The 18,385-nt window shown below is 56.2% G+C and carries 18 protein-coding genes; 12 read left to right on the top strand and 6 right to left on the bottom strand.

The features are described from left to right. Positions 1–23: 23 nt before the first annotated feature. Positions 24–755, bottom strand: a complete 732-nt coding sequence (locus tag QZ862_RS13185) for an AraC family transcriptional regulator (RefSeq protein ID WP_296100464.1) — start codon at positions 753–755, stop codon at positions 24–26. Between the two features lie 81 nt (positions 756–836). Then, on the bottom strand, positions 837–1,019 hold the full coding sequence (locus QZ862_RS13180) for a hypothetical protein (RefSeq protein WP_296016431.1): 183 nt from the start codon (positions 1,017–1,019) through the stop codon (positions 837–839). Between the two features lie 188 nt (positions 1,020–1,207). Between QZ862_RS13180 and QZ862_RS13175 the strand changes: the two genes are divergently transcribed. The 3 genes from QZ862_RS13175 to QZ862_RS13165 are packed head-to-tail and all read left to right on the top strand — an operon-like array spanning position 1,208 to position 2,833. Further along, positions 1,208–1,792, top strand: coding sequence for an AAA family ATPase (locus tag QZ862_RS13175; protein WP_296100463.1), 585 nt, complete (start codon positions 1,208–1,210; stop codon positions 1,790–1,792). A 9-nt stretch (positions 1,793–1,801) separates the two neighbouring features. After that, a complete protein-coding gene (locus QZ862_RS13170; RefSeq protein WP_296100462.1) occupies positions 1,802–2,374 on the top strand; it encodes an AAA family ATPase in 573 nt (190 codons plus the stop codon). Positions 2,375–2,383: 9 nt separating this feature from the next. Then, positions 2,384–2,833, top strand: a complete 450-nt coding sequence (locus tag QZ862_RS13165) for a type II toxin-antitoxin system RatA family toxin (protein ID WP_296016426.1) — start codon at positions 2,384–2,386, stop codon at positions 2,831–2,833. Here QZ862_RS13165 and QZ862_RS13160 read toward each other — a convergent pair. After that, on the bottom strand, positions 2,821–3,324 hold the full coding sequence (locus QZ862_RS13160) for a CinA family protein (RefSeq protein WP_296100460.1): 504 nt from the start codon (positions 3,322–3,324) through the stop codon (positions 2,821–2,823). The two genes, QZ862_RS13165 and QZ862_RS13160, sit on opposite strands and share 13 nt — an antisense overlap. Next, the gene (locus QZ862_RS13155) at positions 3,321–4,508 is read right to left on the bottom strand and encodes a bifunctional 2-C-methyl-D-erythritol 4-phosphate cytidylyltransferase/2-C-methyl-D-erythritol 2,4-cyclodiphosphate synthase (protein ID WP_296100457.1); all 1,188 of its coding nucleotides are present in this window, start codon (positions 4,506–4,508) and stop codon (positions 3,321–3,323) included. The genes QZ862_RS13160 and QZ862_RS13155 overlap by 4 nt, the downstream gene beginning before the upstream one ends. A 254-nt stretch (positions 4,509–4,762) precedes the next feature. On the opposite strand from QZ862_RS13155, the gene dusB reads away from it, so the two are divergent. From dusB to QZ862_RS13110, 9 genes are all read left to right on the top strand, one after another. Beyond that, complete coding sequence (gene dusB, locus QZ862_RS13150; protein WP_296100455.1) at positions 4,763–5,779, top strand: tRNA dihydrouridine synthase DusB; 1,017 nt, start codon at positions 4,763–4,765, stop codon at positions 5,777–5,779. Further along, on the top strand, positions 5,776–6,924 hold the full coding sequence (locus QZ862_RS13145) for a nitrogen regulation protein NR(II) (protein ID WP_296016415.1): 1,149 nt from the start codon (positions 5,776–5,778) through the stop codon (positions 6,922–6,924). Before dusB ends, QZ862_RS13145 begins: the two co-directional genes overlap by 4 nt. Beyond that, positions 6,921–8,372, top strand: coding sequence for a nitrogen regulation protein NR(I) (gene ntrC / locus QZ862_RS13140; RefSeq protein ID WP_296016414.1), 1,452 nt, complete (start codon positions 6,921–6,923; stop codon positions 8,370–8,372). The genes QZ862_RS13145 and ntrC overlap by 4 nt, the downstream gene beginning before the upstream one ends. A gap of 147 nt (positions 8,373–8,519) precedes the next feature. Next, positions 8,520–10,784: a PAS domain-containing sensor histidine kinase gene (locus tag QZ862_RS13135; protein WP_296077164.1), complete on the top strand. Its 2,265-nt coding sequence runs from the start codon at positions 8,520–8,522 to the stop codon at positions 10,782–10,784. Beyond that, positions 10,774–12,138 carry a sigma-54 dependent transcriptional regulator gene (locus tag QZ862_RS13130; RefSeq protein ID WP_296016409.1) on the top strand — a complete coding sequence of 455 codons (1,365 nt, stop codon included), beginning with the start codon at positions 10,774–10,776 and terminating at the stop codon, positions 12,136–12,138. The genes QZ862_RS13135 and QZ862_RS13130 overlap by 11 nt, the downstream gene beginning before the upstream one ends. 46 nt (positions 12,139–12,184) lie before the next feature. After that, the gene (trkA, locus tag QZ862_RS13125; protein ID WP_296100453.1) at positions 12,185–13,561 is read left to right on the top strand and encodes a Trk system potassium transporter TrkA; all 1,377 of its coding nucleotides are present in this window, start codon (positions 12,185–12,187) and stop codon (positions 13,559–13,561) included. Positions 13,562–13,749: 188 nt separating this feature from the next. After that, positions 13,750–13,992 carry an RNA chaperone Hfq gene (hfq, locus tag QZ862_RS13120; RefSeq protein WP_027673217.1) on the top strand — a complete coding sequence of 81 codons (243 nt, stop codon included), beginning with the start codon at positions 13,750–13,752 and terminating at the stop codon, positions 13,990–13,992. 197 nt (positions 13,993–14,189) lie between these two features. Continuing rightward, entirely contained in the window at positions 14,190–15,518 is a 1,329-nt protein-coding gene (gene hflX, locus QZ862_RS13115; RefSeq protein ID WP_296100452.1) for a GTPase HflX, read from the top strand. A 442-nt stretch (positions 15,519–15,960) separates the two neighbouring features. Then, on the top strand, positions 15,961–16,836 hold the full coding sequence (locus tag QZ862_RS13110) for a GGDEF domain-containing protein (protein ID WP_296100450.1): 876 nt from the start codon (positions 15,961–15,963) through the stop codon (positions 16,834–16,836). Between the two features lie 35 nt (positions 16,837–16,871). On the opposite strand, the gene mazG is transcribed toward QZ862_RS13110, so the two are convergent. Beyond that, complete coding sequence (gene mazG / locus QZ862_RS13105; protein ID WP_296100448.1) at positions 16,872–17,708, bottom strand: nucleoside triphosphate pyrophosphohydrolase; 837 nt, start codon at positions 17,706–17,708, stop codon at positions 16,872–16,874. Between the two features lie 19 nt (positions 17,709–17,727). Continuing rightward, a complete protein-coding gene (locus QZ862_RS13100; RefSeq protein WP_296036594.1) occupies positions 17,728–18,315 on the bottom strand; it encodes a nucleoside deaminase in 588 nt (195 codons plus the stop codon). Positions 18,316–18,385 lie beyond the last annotated feature (70 nt).

The following is an 18,385-nucleotide window of genomic DNA, read 5'->3' as shown; positions in this document are numbered from 1 at the left end:
GTCTTGACATAAACTCCTGAACGTCAGGAATTCATGGTGCGCCGATAGGCGGCAGGTGTGGTGCCGAGCAGTTTTTTCATGGCTCTGGTCAGCGCGGTCTGGTCGGAAAACCCCGCTCGCGCTGCTATCTCTGCAATCGGCAGGCTGGAGTTGGAGAGAAGGGCGCAGATCTTTTTCATGCGTATCTGCGAAAGCAGTGCATGCGGCGTGGCCTCGAAGTATTCGAGAAACAGCGCATGGAGACGGCTTGCACTGAGTTCTACCTGTGAAGCCATCTGTTCGACCGTCCAGTTCTGGAAAGGGTCGATCTCGATCAGCGCTTTCAGCGTCAGCAGGCGAGCGCCAACATCCGTCCGCTCATCGGTAAAGCTGCCCACCAGAAGTTCGGCCCACAGCCTCGTTGAGGAGCGGTCATATTCTCCATCATGAATAGATCGCCGCATATGGCGCGCCACTGATGCTGAACGGCTCGTCAGATCGAAGAATGGCTTGTTGCTGAACTTTGCAAGCGTCGCTTCCGGGACGTAACATTCGTTCAGATCGACGATAAGCGATCTGTTATTGTCAGAAGTGACGATGCTGTGTTTGACGTTGCCATTGATCAGTACAGCCTTGGAAGGCGAAAGCCGCTGCTGCAGACCGCCGACATCGATGTCCATCGAGCCAGATAGTGGCACGACTATCTGTACGAAGGCGTGGCGCTCCTCAGGCCATTCTTTCGAATAGGAGCGAAGATCGACGGATGCGGCTTGCATGGACTTCCTCCCCCCCCTCAAACACGAAAGTGGCCTCGAGGCCACTTTCTAACACGATGCTCCGACGACAGAAACAGGCGCTCAGGCTCCGGCTTCCTGCTTGACCGTCGATTCGCCGCGTTTGCGCTTGCGCAGAACCGGTTTGTTTTCCCGCGCCTCGCATTTCGCCACATCGATAAGGTAAGCCAGTACAGGCATGCTGTTCATCGAAGCGAGTTGCTTTGCGGATTCGAGAAGGTTGATGATGTTGGAGAAGTCGTCCATCGTGTCTCTCGGCTGGACCGTTAGGTCCGTTTGTGGTTGGAAAACGCGCCAGACACGAAACCGCGCCAAATTGGAAGTTTGGCTCGGTTGCATCTCATGGCTGCAAACAATGTTCTAATTTAATAGCAATCCGCCCAGTAGGGTTGCAATAGCGATTTTCTAAGAACAGCTATGCAGGGGTGATGAGGATGATCATCGTCAACGACACAAGAGAGGCCGCCCAAATCATCAAAGCCTCCCGCCGTCTTCTCGTCATGGGGTGCTCCGGCAACGGCAAGAGCACGCTGAGCCGCCACCTCTCTGGTCACCTTGGACTGCTACATATCTCGTGCGATCGTGATATTTTCTGGCTCTCTGGCTGGAAGCTGAGACCAAGGCCGGAAATTGCCGAGCGCATGTCTGCATTCGTCGCTGGAGATCGTTGGATCATCGATGGCAACAGCCCCGGCACCTTGCCTCTTCGTCTTCCGCGAGCGGACGCCGTGATATGGTTGCGCTTCCCCCGTCTGGTATCTCTGACCAGCGTTGTGAAGCGCTGGCTCCGTTACCGCGGCAAGGTACGCCCGGAAATGGCCGAAGGCTGTCCGGAGAAAATTGATGCAAAGTTTCTGTCCTACATCTGGAACTTCGAAAGGGCCGAATCGCCAGAAATCGTTCGCCACCTTGAAGCTGCGCGCAGAGATTTACCGGTTATTGTTCTGAAGAGCTACCGGGAGACAAATCGCTTCTTGAGTGATCTGGACTTGGAAATCGGCATGACGCAGGAGGGTTAGGGGGCAAACGTGCCAAACTATATCAATGATGTCGTCAGTGCGGCGAGCTTGTTGCGACGCGCATCCCGCGTGCTGGTTGTCGGGTCGTCCGGTGCAGGAAAGACCACTCTGTCACGGGCAGTGGCCCGGATTCTCGGGGGCGAGTATTTCTCGATCGATCGCGATGTCCGCTGGCTGCCGAATTGGAGGCAACGCGATCAATCTGAGCAATATCGCATCATAACCCATATTGTCGCAGGCGACCGCTGGGTGCTGGACGGAAGCAATCCCTCGACTTTCGATATCCGCTTGCCGAGAACGGACATCGTGATCTGGATGCGTCTGCCACGTATGATCTGCCTCGCAGGCGTCGCCCGGCGCGTCATGCGCAACTATGGACGAGTGCGGTCGGATATGGCGGAAGGTTGTCCCGAACCGTTGCCGAACCTTGAATTCCTGACCTACATCTGGACATTCGAAAAACGCCACGCGCCGATCTTCGAACGTAATTTCGACCTCTACGGTCCTCAAGTGCCAATATTTCAGGTAAAATCGCGAGGCGAAGCGCGCCGCCTCCTTGATCTTATGAAGACTGCACCTTAATTCCGGCGCATGCCGCAATTTGAAACACGCCGCCTCGTTAAACATTCTCCCGACCGGATGTACGATCTCGTCGCCGATGTGGAGAAATATCCAGAATTTCTGCCCCTTTGTGATGGCTTGACGGTGCGCTCCAAGAAGGAGCGCGACGGAAAGACCTTGCTGGTGGCGGATATGACGGTGGGCTACAAGGCCATTCGCGAAACGTTCACGACACAGGTTCTACTCAAACCGGAAGAACGCGCCATCGACGTCAAGTATCTCGACGGACCGTTCCGCTATCTCGACAACCGCTGGCGCTTCGAGCCGACCGATAATGGCGGATGCTCGGTGTATTTCTTCATCGATTACGAGTTCAAGAGCCGCCTTCTTGGCGCATTGATGGGCTCGATGTTTGACCGCGCATTCCGCATGTTCGCCGAGGCCTTCGAAGCGCGCGCCGACCGAATCTACGCCGAGTGAGACAGTTCCAGAACCATGTCCAGCGCGGTGTGGACGGTGGCAAGGCGCACATCGTCGCGACTAAGATCGCCGTAGCGCATTTCGCGGTGGATCAACTCACCATTGCGGCTCTTCGCGGCAAGATGCACCAGCCCAACCGGCTTTTCCGCTGAGCCGCCACCGGGTCCAGCTATCCCTGTGACAGCGACAGAGACATGCGCGCGCGACCGAAATAGCGCGCCATGGGCCATCTGCAGAGCGGTCTCTCTGGACACGGCGCCATAAGCTTTAAGGGTATCTCGCGCTACGCCGAGCATCTCCATTTTGGCTTCATTGGTGTAGGTGATAAAACCGCGGTCGACGACGGCGGAAGAGCCGGAAATTTCGGTCAGTGCTCCCACGATCAATCCTCCAGTGCAGCTCTCAGCGGTCGATACCATGCGGCCATTCGCAGAATATGCTGCAATGATCTGGCGAGCCTTCTCCTCGATATCGTTAGAGAAAATACTCATAGAGGTCTCTTCTGATACACCACAGTCGCCGTCGCGATGGCAGCGATGCCTTCACGTCGTCCGACGAAGCCGATCGTCTCGTTGGTGGTTGCTTTGACAGAACACCGGTCGAGCGAGAGATCGAGAATGTCTGCCAGGTTCTCGCGCATGGCTTGGCGATGCGGACCTATGCGCGGTGCTTCTGCAATCAACGATACATCCGCATTCATGATCGTGCCGCCGTTACCGCGCACGACCTTTGCCGCGTGTTCAAGAAAAATGCGCGAGGCGGCACCCTTCCATTGAGGATCGGAGGGTGGGAAATGATCGCCGATATCGCCAGCACCGCAAGTGGCAAGAAGTGCATCCGTCAAAGCGTGAAGAGCGACATCCGCATCGGAATGACCTTTCAGCTTTTGGTCATGAGGAATGAAGATGCCACAAAGAGTGACACCATCGCCGTCCTCCAACTGATGAACATCGTAACCATTGCCAGTGCGCACGTCCGGAAGTGCAGCAGAGAGTTTTTCATCAGCCATGGCAATATCTCGCTTCATAGTCAGTTTTACATTGTCGACGCTACCCTCGACGAGGCTCACCTGCAGACCGGACCACTCTGCAATCGAAGCGTCGTCGGTAAAATCATTCCGCCCGGATGACAGAGCGGTGCGATGCGCTGTGAGTATGGCTGAATACTGGAACGCCTGCGGCGTCTGTGCTGCATAAAGCCCTTGACGGGAGACGGTTTCCTGCACCAGGCCATCATCTCCACGCTTCAAGGTGTCAGTCACAGCCATCGCAGGAAGAACGGCGTCTGAACCGCTGTCGAGACGCTCTGCGATGCGATCCAGAAGTGCGTCGTTGATGAAAGGCCGGACCGCATCATGGATCATCACATGCGCGAGGTCTGCTTCTTTCAGCGCCTCGAGGCCTGCAAGAACGGATTGCTGTCGTGTTGCCCCACCGGTGACGACACTGATCCTATCGGAGGCCGCCAGACGAACCGCCACCGGCGCGAAAAGGGCAGCGTCATCCTGATGAATGACAACAACAATGGTAGCGGACCGTGGCCAGTCGAGGAATGTCTTCAGCGTATGTTCGATAACCGGCTTGCCGCCGATTGGCCGGTATTGTTTCGGACCTTCTTCCGGCGAGCCCGCACGTTCACCACGGCCCGCTGCGACAATGACGACACCGATTTTCATCTTGGATTTCCGCATTTCACCTATGCCGCTTCTGCAAGTGTTGCAGATTGACATGGGTGATCTAACGTTTCAAAAGCCGAATGGCCAGCCACGATATGTCGATCTAATGGGACGAAATGTCTCTGTTGGCGAGCCGGCTCACAAAAGCAGGCGTAATCTGCGCCTAACGCCACTAAAAAACATGCAAAAAATGTGCGATGGCGCTTGGCAAGCGATGAAACGCTGTCTAAAAATAATGCAAAATTTATAACTGCATGAAAGATCGCCAATTGCATCTCCCGGCGCTGTCAGGCTCATTCAAGATTGGTCATGTCTCTGTCCGAAATCGGGCAGTGCTTGCGCCCATGTCTGGCGTGACGGATCTTCCTTTTCGTCAACTTGCCTGGCGGTTTGGTGCGGGTTTGGTCGTGACCGAAATGGTCGCCAGCCGAGAGCTGGTTGCAAACAAGGGCGAGTCCTGGGCGCGCCTGAGAAATGCCGGCATGACGCCACATATGGTTCAGCTCGCCGGTCGGGAAGCGCACTGGATGGCGGAGGCGGCAAAAATTGCTGCCGACAACGGCGCCGATATCATCGACATCAATATGGGCTGTCCCGCAAAAAAGGTTACCGGCGGCTATTCCGGCTCTGCGTTGATGCGCGATCCGGACCACGCGTTGACGCTTATTGAAGCGACGGTCAACGCAGTCGATGTGCCGGTCACAGTCAAGATGCGTCTGGGCTGGGATGAAAATTCCTTGAACGCGCCGGACATTGCAGCGCGCGCCGAAGCCGCGGGCGTAAGGCTGATCACCATCCACGGTCGTACCCGCATGCAGTTTTACGAGGGCAAAGCGGACTGGAATGCCATTCGCGCTGTCCGTGACGCTATTTCCGTACCGCTGATAGCCAATGGCGATGTAGAGACTGAAAGCGACGTGACCGAGATCTTGCTGCGGTCGGGTGCTGATGCGGTTATGGTGGGACGGGGCGCGCAAGGCCAGCCGTGGCTGCCCGCCGTTCTGGCCGGCCATGAGCCACCGGCACGGCAGGATATCGTCGATATCGCGATAGAGCACTACGAGATGATGCTGGAATTTTACGGACTCGAAGCCGGTCTTCGTCATGCACGCAAGCATCTCGGCTGGTATCTCGAACGTTTCGCCCCCTCAACCACGCCAGAGGAAAAGGTGCTTATGATGACATCGAAAAACACGCGCGAGGTTATCGCCGTGCTCGGCGGCGCACTTCGGCGCGGCGCCGACGACGATGCCGCAAGGAAGGCCGCATGAGTGGTGGAAACTCATATGAGCCAGGCACCAATCTCCTGGCCATGGCGGTTCTGAACGCCGTTCAAAACCCAGTCATTCTCGTGAATGCCGAAGGATTTGTCGCCTTCGCCAACTGGGAGGCCGAGGCTTTTTTCGGAGCAAGCGCAGCTCATCTGGCTCGCTATCGCATCTCCACCCTTATCCCGTTCGGCAGTCCACTTCTGGCATTGATCGATCAGGTTCGCGAAAGGCGTGCTCCTGTGAATGAATATCGCGTCGATCTGTCGTCGCCGCGCTTAGGCCAGGACAAGCTTGTCGATCTTTACGTCGCACCCGTCGTCAGCGAGCCGGGCTCGGTCGTCGTGGTGTTCCAGGAAAGGTCTATGGCCGACAAGATCGACCGTCAGCTGACCCATCGTGCTGCCGCACGCTCTGTTACCGGTCTTGCATCAATGCTCGCCCACGAAATCAAGAACCCGCTCTCCGGGATCAGGGGTGCTGCGCAACTACTCGAAACCTCCGTACCAGACGAAGACAGAGCTCTAACCCGTTTGATCTGCGACGAAACCGATCGTATTGTCTCGCTGGTTGACCGCATGGAGATTTTCTCGGACGAGCGGCCGGTGGATCGTGTTCCGGTCAATATCCATTCGGTCCTCGATCATGTCAAAGCCGTGGCCAAGGCGGGCTTTGCGCGCAACATCAAGATCACTGAGAATTATGACCCGTCGCTTCCTCCGGTCTACGCAAACCGCGATCAGCTGGTGCAGGTCTTCCTCAATCTCGTGAAGAATGCTGCCGAGGCGGTGGGTAACCAACAAGACGGCGAAATTATTCTCACGACAGCCTATCGTCCCGGCATTCGCCTGTCCGTCGCAGGCAGCCGAGAGCGCATTTCTCTGCCGCTCGAATTCTGTGTGCATGACAACGGGCCGGGCGTGCCGTCCGATCTTCTGCCGCATCTCTTCGACCCCTTCATCACCACCAAGACCAATGGTTCCGGCCTGGGCCTGGCTCTGGTGGCAAAGCTGATCGGCGCTCATGGCGGCATCATCGAGTGCGACAGCCAAAATCATCGCACGACATTCCGCGTCCTGATGCCCGTCTCTCCCGAGGTCGCGCCGGACGACAGCATTATACCGAACACGACAGGGTCCAATCCATGACAGCAACGATTCTCGTGGCCGATGATGATGCGGCTATCCGCACCGTTCTGAACCAGGCGCTGAGCCGCGCCGGTTACGATGTGCGCATAACCTCCAATGCCGCGACACTGTGGCGCTGGGTTTCGGCGGGCGAGGGCGATCTTGTCATTACGGATGTGGTGATGCCCGACGAGAACGCCTTCGATCTTCTGCCACGCATCAAGAAAGCGCGGCCTGAGCTTCCCGTTTTGGTGATGAGTGCGCAGAACACCTTCATGACCGCCATTAAGGCGTCTGAAAAGGGCGCGTATGATTACCTGCCGAAGCCGTTCGACCTGACAGAATTGATCGCCATCATCGGCAGGGCCCTCTCCGAACCGAAGCGCAAGCCTGCCAAACTCGATGACGATATGCAGGATGGCATGCCGCTCGTCGGACGCTCTGCTGCAATGCAGGAAATTTATCGCGTCCTGGCCCGCCTGATGCAGACGGATCTGACGCTGATGATCACCGGCGAGTCCGGAACCGGCAAGGAGCTGGTGGCGCGCGCGCTGCACGATTACGGCAAGCGTCGCAATGGTCCCTTCGTTGCTATCAACATGGCGGCGATTCCGCGAGACCTGATCGAGTCGGAATTGTTCGGCCACGAAAAGGGGGCTTTTACCGGCGCGCAGAACCGCTCGACCGGTCGGTTCGAGCAGGCCGAGGGCGGCACGCTGTTTCTAGACGAAATCGGCGATATGCCGATGGACGCACAGACCCGTCTGCTGCGCGTGCTTCAACAGGGCGAGTACACCACCGTTGGCGGACGCACGCCAATTCGCACAGATGTGCGTATCGTGGCAGCCACCAATAAGGATCTGAAACAGTCGATCAATCAGGGTCTCTTCCGTGAGGATCTGTATTACCGGTTGAATGTTGTCCCGCTACGCCTGCCGCCTCTTCGTGACCGCGCTGAGGATATTCCCGATCTCGTTCGTCATTTCATTCAGACCGGCGAGAAGGAAGGTCTTGAGGGCAAACGCTTCGAGGGTGAGGCGCTGGAACTGATGAAGGCCTATGCATGGCCAGGCAACGTCCGTGAGCTTGAGAACCTGATCCGTCGTCTGATGGCGCTTTACCCGCAGGAAGTCATTACCCGGGAAATCATCGAGCAGGAACTGCAGTCGGATGTTCCAGACAGCCCGATCGACAGGACGACTGTCCGCAACGGCAATCTGACAATCTCTCAGGCCGTGGAAGAGAATATGCGGGAGTATTTCTCCAGCTTCGGCGAGAATCTGCCGCCGCCCGGTCTTTACGACCGCGTCCTGCACGAAATGGAGTATCCGCTGATCCTGGCAGCGCTGACCGCAACGCGCGGAAACCAGATCAAGGCCGCGGATTTGCTTGGCCTCAACCGCAATACGTTGAGGAAAAAAATCCGTGAACTCGGCGTTTCCGTGTATCGCAGCTCCCGTACTACCTGAGCGTATTGACAATACACTCACCGTCGTTGCATTTTCGCCACAAACTGTTGCTTGAAAAACACTGTGACATCATAGATTCGCAAATGGCGAAGAATGATGCGGTCTGTGGCGTTGCTGCCAATCACGGCGGCTTAGGAATGATGATCGATGCGTAAACCTGTCGCCGAAGGAAGAGCCGACGAGCAAGCGGCGGGGATGGTGATAGCCGACCGCCGGATGTCGTTCGCGCTGCCTGGTCTCGTTCTCGCAGGCGTAGCGTTGATCTGTGCCATTGTGACACTGATCGTGCTGCTGGGCCTGACGCCGATTGCGCCTACCTCCAACGTGGTAATCGCGTCCGTCGTCATTAATTCGATTTTCGTCATCGGGCTGATGTATCTTATCGGCCGCGAAATCAGCCGGCTCTTGAAGGCCCGCCGCAAGGGTAGGGCTGCTGCCCGCTTGCACGTCCGCATCGTGGTGCTGTTTTCCATAGTCGCCATCACACCCGCCGTTTTGGTTGCGATCTTCGCAAGTCTGACGCTGAATGTTGGTCTAGACCGCTGGTTTGCCTTGCGCACGCAGGCGATCATCGATTCCTCCAGCAATATCGCTCAGGCCTATATGCTGGAAAATGCCGGTTATCTTCAGGGGCAAACCCTCTCGATGGCGACTGATCTCGATCGTAATCGCGCACTTTTCTATCTCGACCGGACGGGTTTCGTCGATCTGATGACGCGCCAGGCGAAAGGACGCGGCATGCTTGGAGCGTTCCTGGTGCAGGCCGATGGTGACGCGGTCGTCCAGGCCGATATAAAGACGGAACGGCCTCTGCCCGCGATCCCGTCCGATGCTCTCCAGAAGGCGGCTGCTGGCCAACCGACGCTCATTCCGCCCGGTGTTACCAATCTTGTAGGCGCGATCATCAAGCTCGAGGGCATCAACGGGACATTCCTCTACACCGTCCGAGCCGTCGATCCGAAGGTCATGTCGGCCATGCGGCTGATGGAGGAAAACCGTGCCGAGTACAAGGCAATGGAATCCGGTCGTGCGCCGTTACAGATCGCCTTCGCCATTCTCTATCTCGGTTTCGCGCTAATCGTACTTCTCGCCGCGATCTGGACGGCGATCGCGGTGGCTGACCGTATCGTTCGGCCTATCCGTCTGCTGATCAGCGCAGCCGACAGCGTTGCGACTGGCAACCTGCATGTGCTTGTGCCGGTCCGCGCCATCGATGGCGACGTCGGTCGTCTGTCCCGCACCTTCAACAAGATGATTTCGGAAATTCGCAGCCAGCAGGAAGAAATCATCGAGGCGAAAGACGACATAGACGACCGCCGGCGCTTTATCGAGGCGGTGCTTTCTGGTGTAACGGCGGCAGTCATCGGTGTGGACGAGAACCGCACCATCACCATCGTCAATCCGTCCGCGGAAGAGTTTCTGGCTCTGCCATCCTCCGAACTCGTCGGCGCACCGCTTTCCGTCGCCGCCCCCGAAATCGAAAACGTCCTGGCAGAGGCGTCCGCATCCGGGCGGGTCGATTTCCGTCAGCAGATCAACATCATGCGGCGCGGCAAGGAACGAACGCTCAGTGTTCAGGTCACGCGGGAAGACGCTCGTGATGGACGCGAATCCCATGTGATCACGCTGGACGACATTACCGATCTCGTTATCGCGCAACGCTCTACCGCATGGTCAGACGTTGCACGTCGCATTGCCCACGAAATCAAGAACCCGCTGACGCCGATCCAGCTTTCGGCAGAGCGGATCAAGCGCCGCTTTGGCAAGCAGATCGACGACAATGATCGGGCAATTTTCGACCAGTGTACCGACACCATCGTACGTCAGGTCGGTGACATAGGCCGCATGGTGGATGAATTCTCCGCCTTTGCCCGCATGCCGAAGCCCACAAAGGAGCGCTCCGATCTGCGTGACGTGCTGAAGGACGCAACCTTTCTCAGAGAAATGGGCGCAAGCCACGTGACTTTCGCGACACAGCTTGGCGATGCCCCCCTGGAGGGCATGTTCGATTCGCGCATGCTTGGACAAGCATTCGGCAATCTTATCAAGAATGCGACGGAGGCTATCGAAGCTATCGATGCCGCAGAAGGACGCGAGGGCCGCATTCTGGTCCGCGCGGATTTCGACGAGGCGAACAACCGGTTCGTAGTAGACGTCATCGACAATGGCAGGGGCCTGCCTGTCGAGAACCGCCACCGCATTCTCGAACCCTATATGACGATGCGGGATAAGGGCACCGGTCTGGGCCTCGCCATTGTCAAGAAAATCATTGAAGAACACGGCGGTCATCTCGAATTGCACGACGCGCCCGCCGATTTCGATCATGGCCATGGTGCCATGATCAGGGTGCTGTTGCCGCGTGTAGACGCGGTTGGCGGCCAAACGGACAAGGAAATGGCATATGGCATCTGATATTCTGGTCGTCGACGACGAGGCCGACATCCGTGAGATCGTTGCGGGCATTCTGTCGGATGAGGGGCATGAAACACGCATGGCGCATGACAGCGACAGCGCGCTGGCTGCGATTTCCGAGCGCGTTCCACGTCTGATCTTCCTCGACATCTGGATGCAGGGAAGCAAGCTGGACGGTCTGGCGCTCCTCGATGAAATTAAGAACAGGCATCCCGATCTGCCCGTGGTCATGATTTCAGGTCATGGAAATATCGAAACTGCGGTCAACGCCATCAAGCGTGGTGCCTTTGACTTCATCGAGAAACCATTCAAAGCTGACCGCCTGATCCTGATCGCCGAGCGTGCGCTCGAAAACTCAAAGCTGAAGCGTGAGGTTCAGGAACTGAAGAAGCGCACCGGCGATGCTGTCGAGTTGATCGGTGCATCGCTTGCCGTATCCCAGTTGCGCCAGACCATCGATCGTGTGGCGCCGACCAATAGCCGCATCATGATCCTTGGGCCTTCTGGCTCCGGCAAGGAACTCGTCGCGCGCATGATCCATAAGAAGTCGTCGCGCGCAACGGGGCCCTTTGTGGCTCTCAATGCAGCAACCATCACACCGGAGCGCATGGAGATTGCGCTTTTTGGCACAGAAGGTTTGCCCGGTCAGCCGCGCAAGGTCGGCGCGTTGGAAGAAGCTCATCGCGGCGTTCTTTACCTTGATGAAATTGGCGAAATGCCACGTGAGACGCAGAACAAGATTTTGCGCGTTCTCGTCGATCAGCAGTTCGAACGCGTCGGCGGTGGCAAGCGTGTCAAGGTCGATGTCCGCATCATCTCGTCGACCGCCCTCAATCTCGAAAATCTGATCGCCGAGGGTCTATTCCGCGAAGATTTGTATCATCGCCTGGCCGTCGTTCCGGTCAAGGTGCCAGCGCTGTCCGAGCGTCGTGAGGACATACCGTTTCTGGTGGATATGTTCATTCGCCAGATTTCCGAACAGGCCGGTATTCGCCCTCGCAAGATCGGTGATGACGCCATGGCTGTTTTGCAAACGCATGATTGGCCGGGCAACATCCGCCAGCTCCGCAACAATATCGAGCGCTTGATGATTCTTGCGCGTCCGGAAGGCGGAGACACGTCGATCACTGCTGACATGCTACCATCCGATATCGGCGATATGCTGCCGAAGATCGCCGCACAGGGCGACCAGCACATTATGACGCTTCCCCTTAGAGAAGCCCGTGAAATGTTCGAGCGCGACTATCTTGTGGCGCAGATCAACCGCTTCGGTGGCAACATCTCTCGCACCGCGGAGTTCGTCGGCATGGAGCGGTCCGCTCTGCATCGCAAACTCAAATCGCTTGGCGTGTGATGAGCGCATGCGCTACGCGTTCTCTATATAGTCCGGGAGAGGGCGCATGAGGGTCATCATTTGCGGAGCGGGGCAGGTGGGTTACGGCATTGCCGAGCAGCTGTCCCGAGAAGACAATGAAGTCTCGGTCATCGACACTTCTGCCGAACTTATTTCAGCAATCACCGAAACGCTTGACGTTCGTGGCTATGTCGGTCACGGCTCGCATCCGGATATTCTGGCGAAGGCCGGTGCTGATCAGGCCGATATGATCATTGCCGTCACGCTTTATGACGAAATCAATATCGTTGCGTGCGAGGTCGCGCACGCACTTTTCAGTGTCCCGACAAAGATCGCTCGTATTCGAGATCAGAGTTATCTCGCACCCGAATATGGCGACCTCTTCAGTCGCGAGAACATGTCCATCGATGTGACGATCTCGCCCGAAATTGAAGTCGGCAAGATGGTCCTGCGGCGGATCGCGTTTCCAGGGGCGACGGACGTGGTGCGTTTTGCCGATGACAATGTATCCATGCTGGCAATCGAATGCATGGAGGATTGTCCCGTCGTCAATACGCCATTGCAGCAGTTGAGCCAGCTCTTTCCAGACCTTGTGGCAACCGTCGTCGGTGTATTTCGTAACGGGCACCTGAAGTCGGTCGATTCATCCGAGCAATTGCGCACGGGCGATCTCGCCTATGTCATCTGCCAACGCCAACATGCGCGTCGCACGCTTGGTCTTTTCGGACACGTAGAGCAGGAAGCGCACAAGATCGTCATCGCCGGCGGCGGCAATATCGGACAATACGTAGCGCGCTCCATCGAGCAATTGCAGCCAAAGACGCGCGTCAAGATCATCGAGTTCAATCGCGACAAGGCCATTGCCGCCTCTGAAAATCTTAACTCGACGATCGTTCTGCACGGCTCAGTCTTGGATCAGAAAATCCTTCATCAGGCCGATATCCAGGATGCCGACCTGATCGTGACGCTGACCAACAACGACCAGACCAATATTCTCGGCGCCGTCATGGCCAAGCAGATGGGCTGCAAGTCGAACCTAGCGCTGTTGAACGCGAGCTCTTTTCATGATGCGGCAAAATCACTGGCCCTGGATGCGTATATCAATCCTCGAGCGGTAACGATTTCCCGGGTCCTGCAGCATGTTCGCAAGGGCCGCATTCGCTCTGTCTACGCAGTGCAGCGTGGCAATGGCGAAATCATCGAGGCCGAGGCGCTTGAAACCTCTCCGCTAGTTGGACAGGCTTTGCGTGAGATCGATCTTCCTGAGGGCATTCGGATAGGTGCTGTCTATCGCGACAAGATGGTTTTGCGACCGGATGGGAATATGAAAATCAAGGCCAAGGACCGGGTCATCCTGTTCGCCTCGGCAGACTCCGTGCGCGATGTCGAACAACTATTTAGAGTGTCGCTGCAGTACTTCTAGCTCGGTAGGAGAACGCCCTGCATCTGCGTCATATCAGAAAATAGAGTAAGTTTTTCGACATTGCGGAAGACATCGCGATTTGGTACCAGAGTTTCACCCACTGGCAGGGGGCTTGGCCAGAGGAATAGCATTATTGATTATTTGAATTCCCGGTCTCCCATCCGGGCAAAAAAGAAAGAAGCGGCGCTATGGCGGAACGTTCTCAAAACCTGCAAGATCTTTTTCTCAACACTGTTCGTAAGCAGAAGATTTCGTTGACTATTTTCCTGATCAACGGCGTCAAGCTGACGGGTGTTGTGACGTCTTTTGACAATTTCTGCGTGCTTTTGCGCCGCGATGGACATTCGCAGTTGGTCTACAAGCATGCGATTTCCACCATCATGCCGGGCCAGCCGATGCAGATGTTCGAAACAGAAGAAGGCGCCGCCTGATTCACCGTTACTAAGACGTTCCCGGCATTCGGACTTGCGACAATCGACAACGGAACTCTTGATCGAGCTCCGTTGTTTTTGTTGTGCATCTGCCTATATGTCAGACTGGCACCCCAAAATTGAAAGGCCAGCACATTTCTACGCGTGATACGTCGAACGAATCCATAATTCCCGAGCTTGAAAAGCGCCGCGACGACATGCGCGCGGTCGTTCTCGTGCCGCAGCTGAAGCAGCAGCGCGATAACCGCGAGGTGACTGCGACCACGCCGATGCGATCAATGGAAGCAAAGCTTGAAGAGGCCAAAGGTCTGGCGCTCGCCATTGATCTTACGGTCACGCAGGGATTGATCGTTTCCGTCAACCAACCTCGTCCCGCCACGCTCTTCGGCACAGGCAAGATTGAGGAAATTGGCCATCTTCTGGACGAGACGGATGCTGGTCTCGTCATCATCGACCATCCTTTAACGCCTGTTCAACAGCGCAATCTGGAAAAGCAGTGGAACTCGAAGGTTATCGACAGGACCGGTCTCATCCTGGAAATCTTCGGGCGCAGAGCGTCGACGAAAGAAGGGACGCTTCAGGTCGACCTAGCCCATCTCAATTACCAGAAAGGACGCCTCGTCAGAAGCTGGACCCACCTTGAACGTCAGCGCGGCGGTGCGGGCTTCATGGGCGGTCCGGGTGAGACGCAGATTGAGGCGGACAGGCGTCTTCTTCAGGAGCGTATCGTGCGCCTTGAGCGTGAACTGGAGCAGGTCGTGCGAACCCGCCAGCTTCACCGCGCCAAGCGTCGCAAGGTTCCGCATCCAATCGTGGCCCTTGTCGGTTATACCAATGCCGGGAAATCGACGCTCTTCAATCGTATCACAGGCGCTGGGGTCCTTGCCGAGGACATGCTTTTCGCCACGCTGGACCCCACGCTTCGCCGCATGAAACTTCCGCATGGGCGCACCGTCATTCTTTCAGACACAGTTGGCTTCATCTCCGATCTGCCAACCCACTTGGTCGCCGCTTTCCGCGCGACGCTGGAAGAGGTGCTGGAAGCCGACCTCGTTCTGCATGTGCGAGACATGTCGGATCCCGACAACGCCGCACAGGCGGGAGACGTCATGCGCATTCTCGCAGATCTCGGCATTGATGAGAAAGTCGCTGAGGAGCGCATCATAGAGGTGTGGAACAAGGTAGACCGTCTCGAGCCGGAAGCGCATGATGCGATCCTGCAGAAGGCGGACGGCCGGGCCAATGTTCGCGCGGTCTCTGCACTGAGCGGTGAGGGCGTCGACGCGCTGATGGACGACATATCGGTTCGGCTATCCGGTGTGTTGACTGAAACGACGATCGTTCTGAGTATCGACCAACTTCCACTTCTGTCCTGGGTGTATGACAATGCTATCGTGGATGGGCGGGAGGACCGTGAGGATGGTTCGGTCGTGCTTGATATAAGATTGTCTGAAGAGCAGGGCGCTGCACTTGAACGGAAGCTGGGACTGACCGTCAAGTCGCAGGCAGAGGAGTGGGAGCGCTAAGCCGGCTTGAGAAGACATAGTCTCGTGCTACGACGTAAGACTTATGCAAGAGATATTGATAATTCTACGCAATTTTCAGCAATGCGATAGGAATAGAGTTCCGGTCGGCCAGCATTTATGACGTGAGCGAGTATTGATGTTACCCGAGCTGGACCTTCCGACTGTTCTTATTTTGCACAAGCTTTCCTTTGTGGTTGCCGCGCTCTGTTTCATCTATGTGCGGTCTCGATCCAGAGAAAGTGTTGGCCTAGGGCTCCTTGCCATAGGTTTTTCCCTTGTCGCGACCGCATCAATCCTCGTCAGTGTTCAGGCTTTCGTTCCACAACACGAAGCCCTCTGCGCCTCTGCGGGGACATTTGTCGGTCTTATCGGATACGCCGTTTTTTGGCTTGGGACGTGCCGTATCAGCCGGCAGCGCAAAACAAACCGGGAGTGGCTCGTTTTGTTTCTACCCGTCGTCGTCTGTCTACTGCTTCTGGTTTCCGGTCTCTATCAGTTTTCGCAGTCCAGGACGATCGCATTTCAGGCTACCGCTGCAGCGATGCTGCTCGCCTGCGCATGGATCGTCTATGCCGATAATGTCGCTGAACCACTGCCTGTCAGGAAGCCACTGGCAATATCGATATTCATTGTCGCTGCTCTGATGATCCTGGTGGCGATCGGCGTTTCGCTGCCGCGCTCTGCCGTAAGCATCCCGCGAAATGCGTTTTTTGCCTCCATCGTCTGTCATTTCGCTATTGCTTTCTTCGTCATGGCTCTCGTCAAGGAACGCGCGGAAGAGCGCCTTCAAAGGCTGGTTGGGCTCGATGTTTTGACTGGCGTGCCAAACAGACACTCCTTCAGTTCGCGTCTTCCACAGACGGTACGATACGGCGATGCGATCGCTATGATCGATATCGACCACTTCAAGCATATCAACGATAACTTCGGTCATCTGGCCGGCGATGAGATACTGGCCCGTGTTGCCAGGGAGCTTTTCACCCGAATTCGTCCGGTAGACAGTTTCGCCCGCTTTGGTGGAGAGGAATTCATTCTCTTTCAGCCCGGCATGGGTAAGGATGACGCGGTTGCGCTGGCGGGTTCGCTCCAAAAGATCGTGAGCTCCTTACAACATGAGATCGACGATCAAATGGTAACGGCAACATTGAGTATCGGGGTAGCAGTCTGCGACGACAAGGCGAGTACCGCTATGTCACTGATCAAGAAAGCCGATATCGCGCTCTATGCATCGAAGTCATCCGGCCGTAACCGCGTGACGCTATATCAACCCGATCATTTCACAGACAAGCAGTTCCAGGAGCGGATTGGTTATTCGTAGCGTCCCTTAGGTCGGCATCAGGCAAGCAGGCCTTGCTAAACGTCGAGCTTTCGCTCGATCTCTTTGGCGGCTTGCCATAGCGCTTCCATTCTCTCCAGACTAGCCGCCTCCAATGTCTGACCGGATTCTGTGAGCGAGGTTTCGATGTGCCTGAAACGCCGTCTAAACTTTGTATTGGTGCCACGCAGCGCGTTTTCGGAATCGGTTTTGACATGACGGCCAATATTGACGACAGCAAAGATAAGATCACCGAGTTCGTCGCTGATACGGCTCGTATCGCCTTCTGCAAGAGCCTGCCTCAGCTCTCCGATTTCCTCTTCGATTTTGTCCAGGATCGGTTCGGCGGCAGACCAGTCGAAGCCAACGCGCGCCGCCTGCTCCTGAAGCTTTAAAGCCTCGGTCAGGGCAGGCTGGCTGCGCTGTATGGAGCCGAGGAAACCCGCTTTGGGATCTTCGCTGATGCCGCGTCGTGCGCGCCGTTCCAAACGCTCGCGCTTCTCAGCGCTTTTGATCTGATCCCATTGTAGTTTGACGGATTCAGGCGTGTCCGCATCCGATACCGCGAAGACATGCGGGTGCCGGCGGATCATTTTGGAGGTAACGGCATGAACCACATCTTCGAACGAAAAAGCCCCCATTTCCTGCGCAATGCGGGAGTGAAAGACCACCTGTAGCAGCAGGTCGCCCAGCTCCTCGCAAAGATCGTCCATATCGTCGCGTTCGATCGCGTCCGCCACCTCATACGCTTCCTCGATCGTATAGGGTTTGATCGTCTCGAATGTCTGGACAATATCCCACGGGCAACCTGTTTCAGGATGTCGCAACGCCTCCATGATTTCGATGAGACGGGCGATATCTTTCGAGGCTTCCATGGCGTTGCTTTCCGGACTGTCAATTCAAAGGGATGTTGTTGTCGGATTTGCCCGACTGATAGCTGTTGGAAAGACGATTATATACGGCTTTGATCCGCGACGTCTGCTCCCGCAGCTTTGTTTTTGCCGGTTCGTCCGCTGCTTCTACCAGATCTGCGATAAAGTACGAATTCCAGAACGCATTACTGCGCCTATAGCCTCCAGGCTCCAAACCGAAGACCTCCTTCAGTATTTTCAGATCGTGCGGGATGGCAAATGCATCGCGGGAATCTTCATGGCTGAAGAAAGAATAGAAATTGTCGAACCCCGCCCAGGTTATCGCCGACATGCACATCGTACAGGGTTCATGTGTGGAGAGGAAAATCAGGTCCTTTGTGGCAGGCTTCTGACCGAGTTCGTAGAAGCGTTTGAGCGTATGCACCTCTCCGTGCCAGAGCGGATTTTCGAGCTCGTTATTGGTTTCGGCAATCACCAGCGAGAAATCCGATTTACGCAGGATTGCGGCTCCAAAGACCTTGTTGCCCAAGGATACACCACGGGTCGTCAAAGGCAGGATATCGTGCTCTATAACGTCGAGAAGGCGAGAGGCTAGAGTTTGCTCTGTCAAGATAATACCTTTGTTCGTTTGTCTGAGGTGTTGGATCGGCGAGAGTCGGTGAGTCCGAGAAATATAGAAA

Source organism: uncultured Agrobacterium sp., assembly GCA_913777615.1.
In the GTDB taxonomy this organism is placed as follows: Bacteria; Pseudomonadota; Alphaproteobacteria; order Rhizobiales; family Rhizobiaceae; genus Agrobacterium.
Note: the sequence above shows the minus strand (reverse complement) of the source record. Positions and strands in the feature narration are given on the sequence as shown.

Excerpts from the sequence above, each read along its gene's own strand:
- QZ862_RS13185 (WP_296100464.1), bottom strand. The coding sequence starts at position 755 with ATGCAAGCCGCATCCGTCGATCTTCGCTCCTATTCGAAAGAATGGCCT.
- QZ862_RS13180 (WP_296016431.1), bottom strand. The coding sequence starts at position 1,019 with ATGGACGACTTCTCCAACATCATCAACCTTCTCGAATCCGCAAAGCAA.
- QZ862_RS13175 (WP_296100463.1), top strand. The coding sequence starts at position 1,208 with ATGATCATCGTCAACGACACAAGAGAGGCCGCCCAAATCATCAAAGCC.
- QZ862_RS13165 (WP_296016426.1), top strand. The coding sequence starts at position 2,384 with ATGCCGCAATTTGAAACACGCCGCCTCGTTAAACATTCTCCCGACCGG.
- QZ862_RS13160 (WP_296100460.1), bottom strand. The coding sequence starts at position 3,324 with ATGAGTATTTTCTCTAACGATATCGAGGAGAAGGCTCGCCAGATCATT.
- QZ862_RS13155 (WP_296100457.1), bottom strand. The coding sequence starts at position 4,508 with ATGAAAATCGGTGTCGTCATTGTCGCAGCGGGCCGTGGTGAACGTGCG.
- dusB (WP_296100455.1), top strand. The coding sequence starts at position 4,763 with ATGAAAGATCGCCAATTGCATCTCCCGGCGCTGTCAGGCTCATTCAAG.
- QZ862_RS13145 (WP_296016415.1), top strand. The coding sequence starts at position 5,776 with ATGAGTGGTGGAAACTCATATGAGCCAGGCACCAATCTCCTGGCCATG.
- ntrC (WP_296016414.1), top strand. The coding sequence starts at position 6,921 with ATGACAGCAACGATTCTCGTGGCCGATGATGATGCGGCTATCCGCACC.
- QZ862_RS13135 (WP_296077164.1), top strand. The coding sequence starts at position 8,520 with ATGCGTAAACCTGTCGCCGAAGGAAGAGCCGACGAGCAAGCGGCGGGG.
- QZ862_RS13130 (WP_296016409.1), top strand. The coding sequence starts at position 10,774 with ATGGCATCTGATATTCTGGTCGTCGACGACGAGGCCGACATCCGTGAG.
- trkA (WP_296100453.1), top strand. The coding sequence starts at position 12,185 with ATGAGGGTCATCATTTGCGGAGCGGGGCAGGTGGGTTACGGCATTGCC.
- hfq (WP_027673217.1), top strand. The coding sequence starts at position 13,750 with ATGGCGGAACGTTCTCAAAACCTGCAAGATCTTTTTCTCAACACTGTT.
- hflX (WP_296100452.1), top strand. The coding sequence starts at position 14,190 with ATGCGCGCGGTCGTTCTCGTGCCGCAGCTGAAGCAGCAGCGCGATAAC.
- mazG (WP_296100448.1), bottom strand. The coding sequence starts at position 17,708 with ATGGAAGCCTCGAAAGATATCGCCCGTCTCATCGAAATCATGGAGGCG.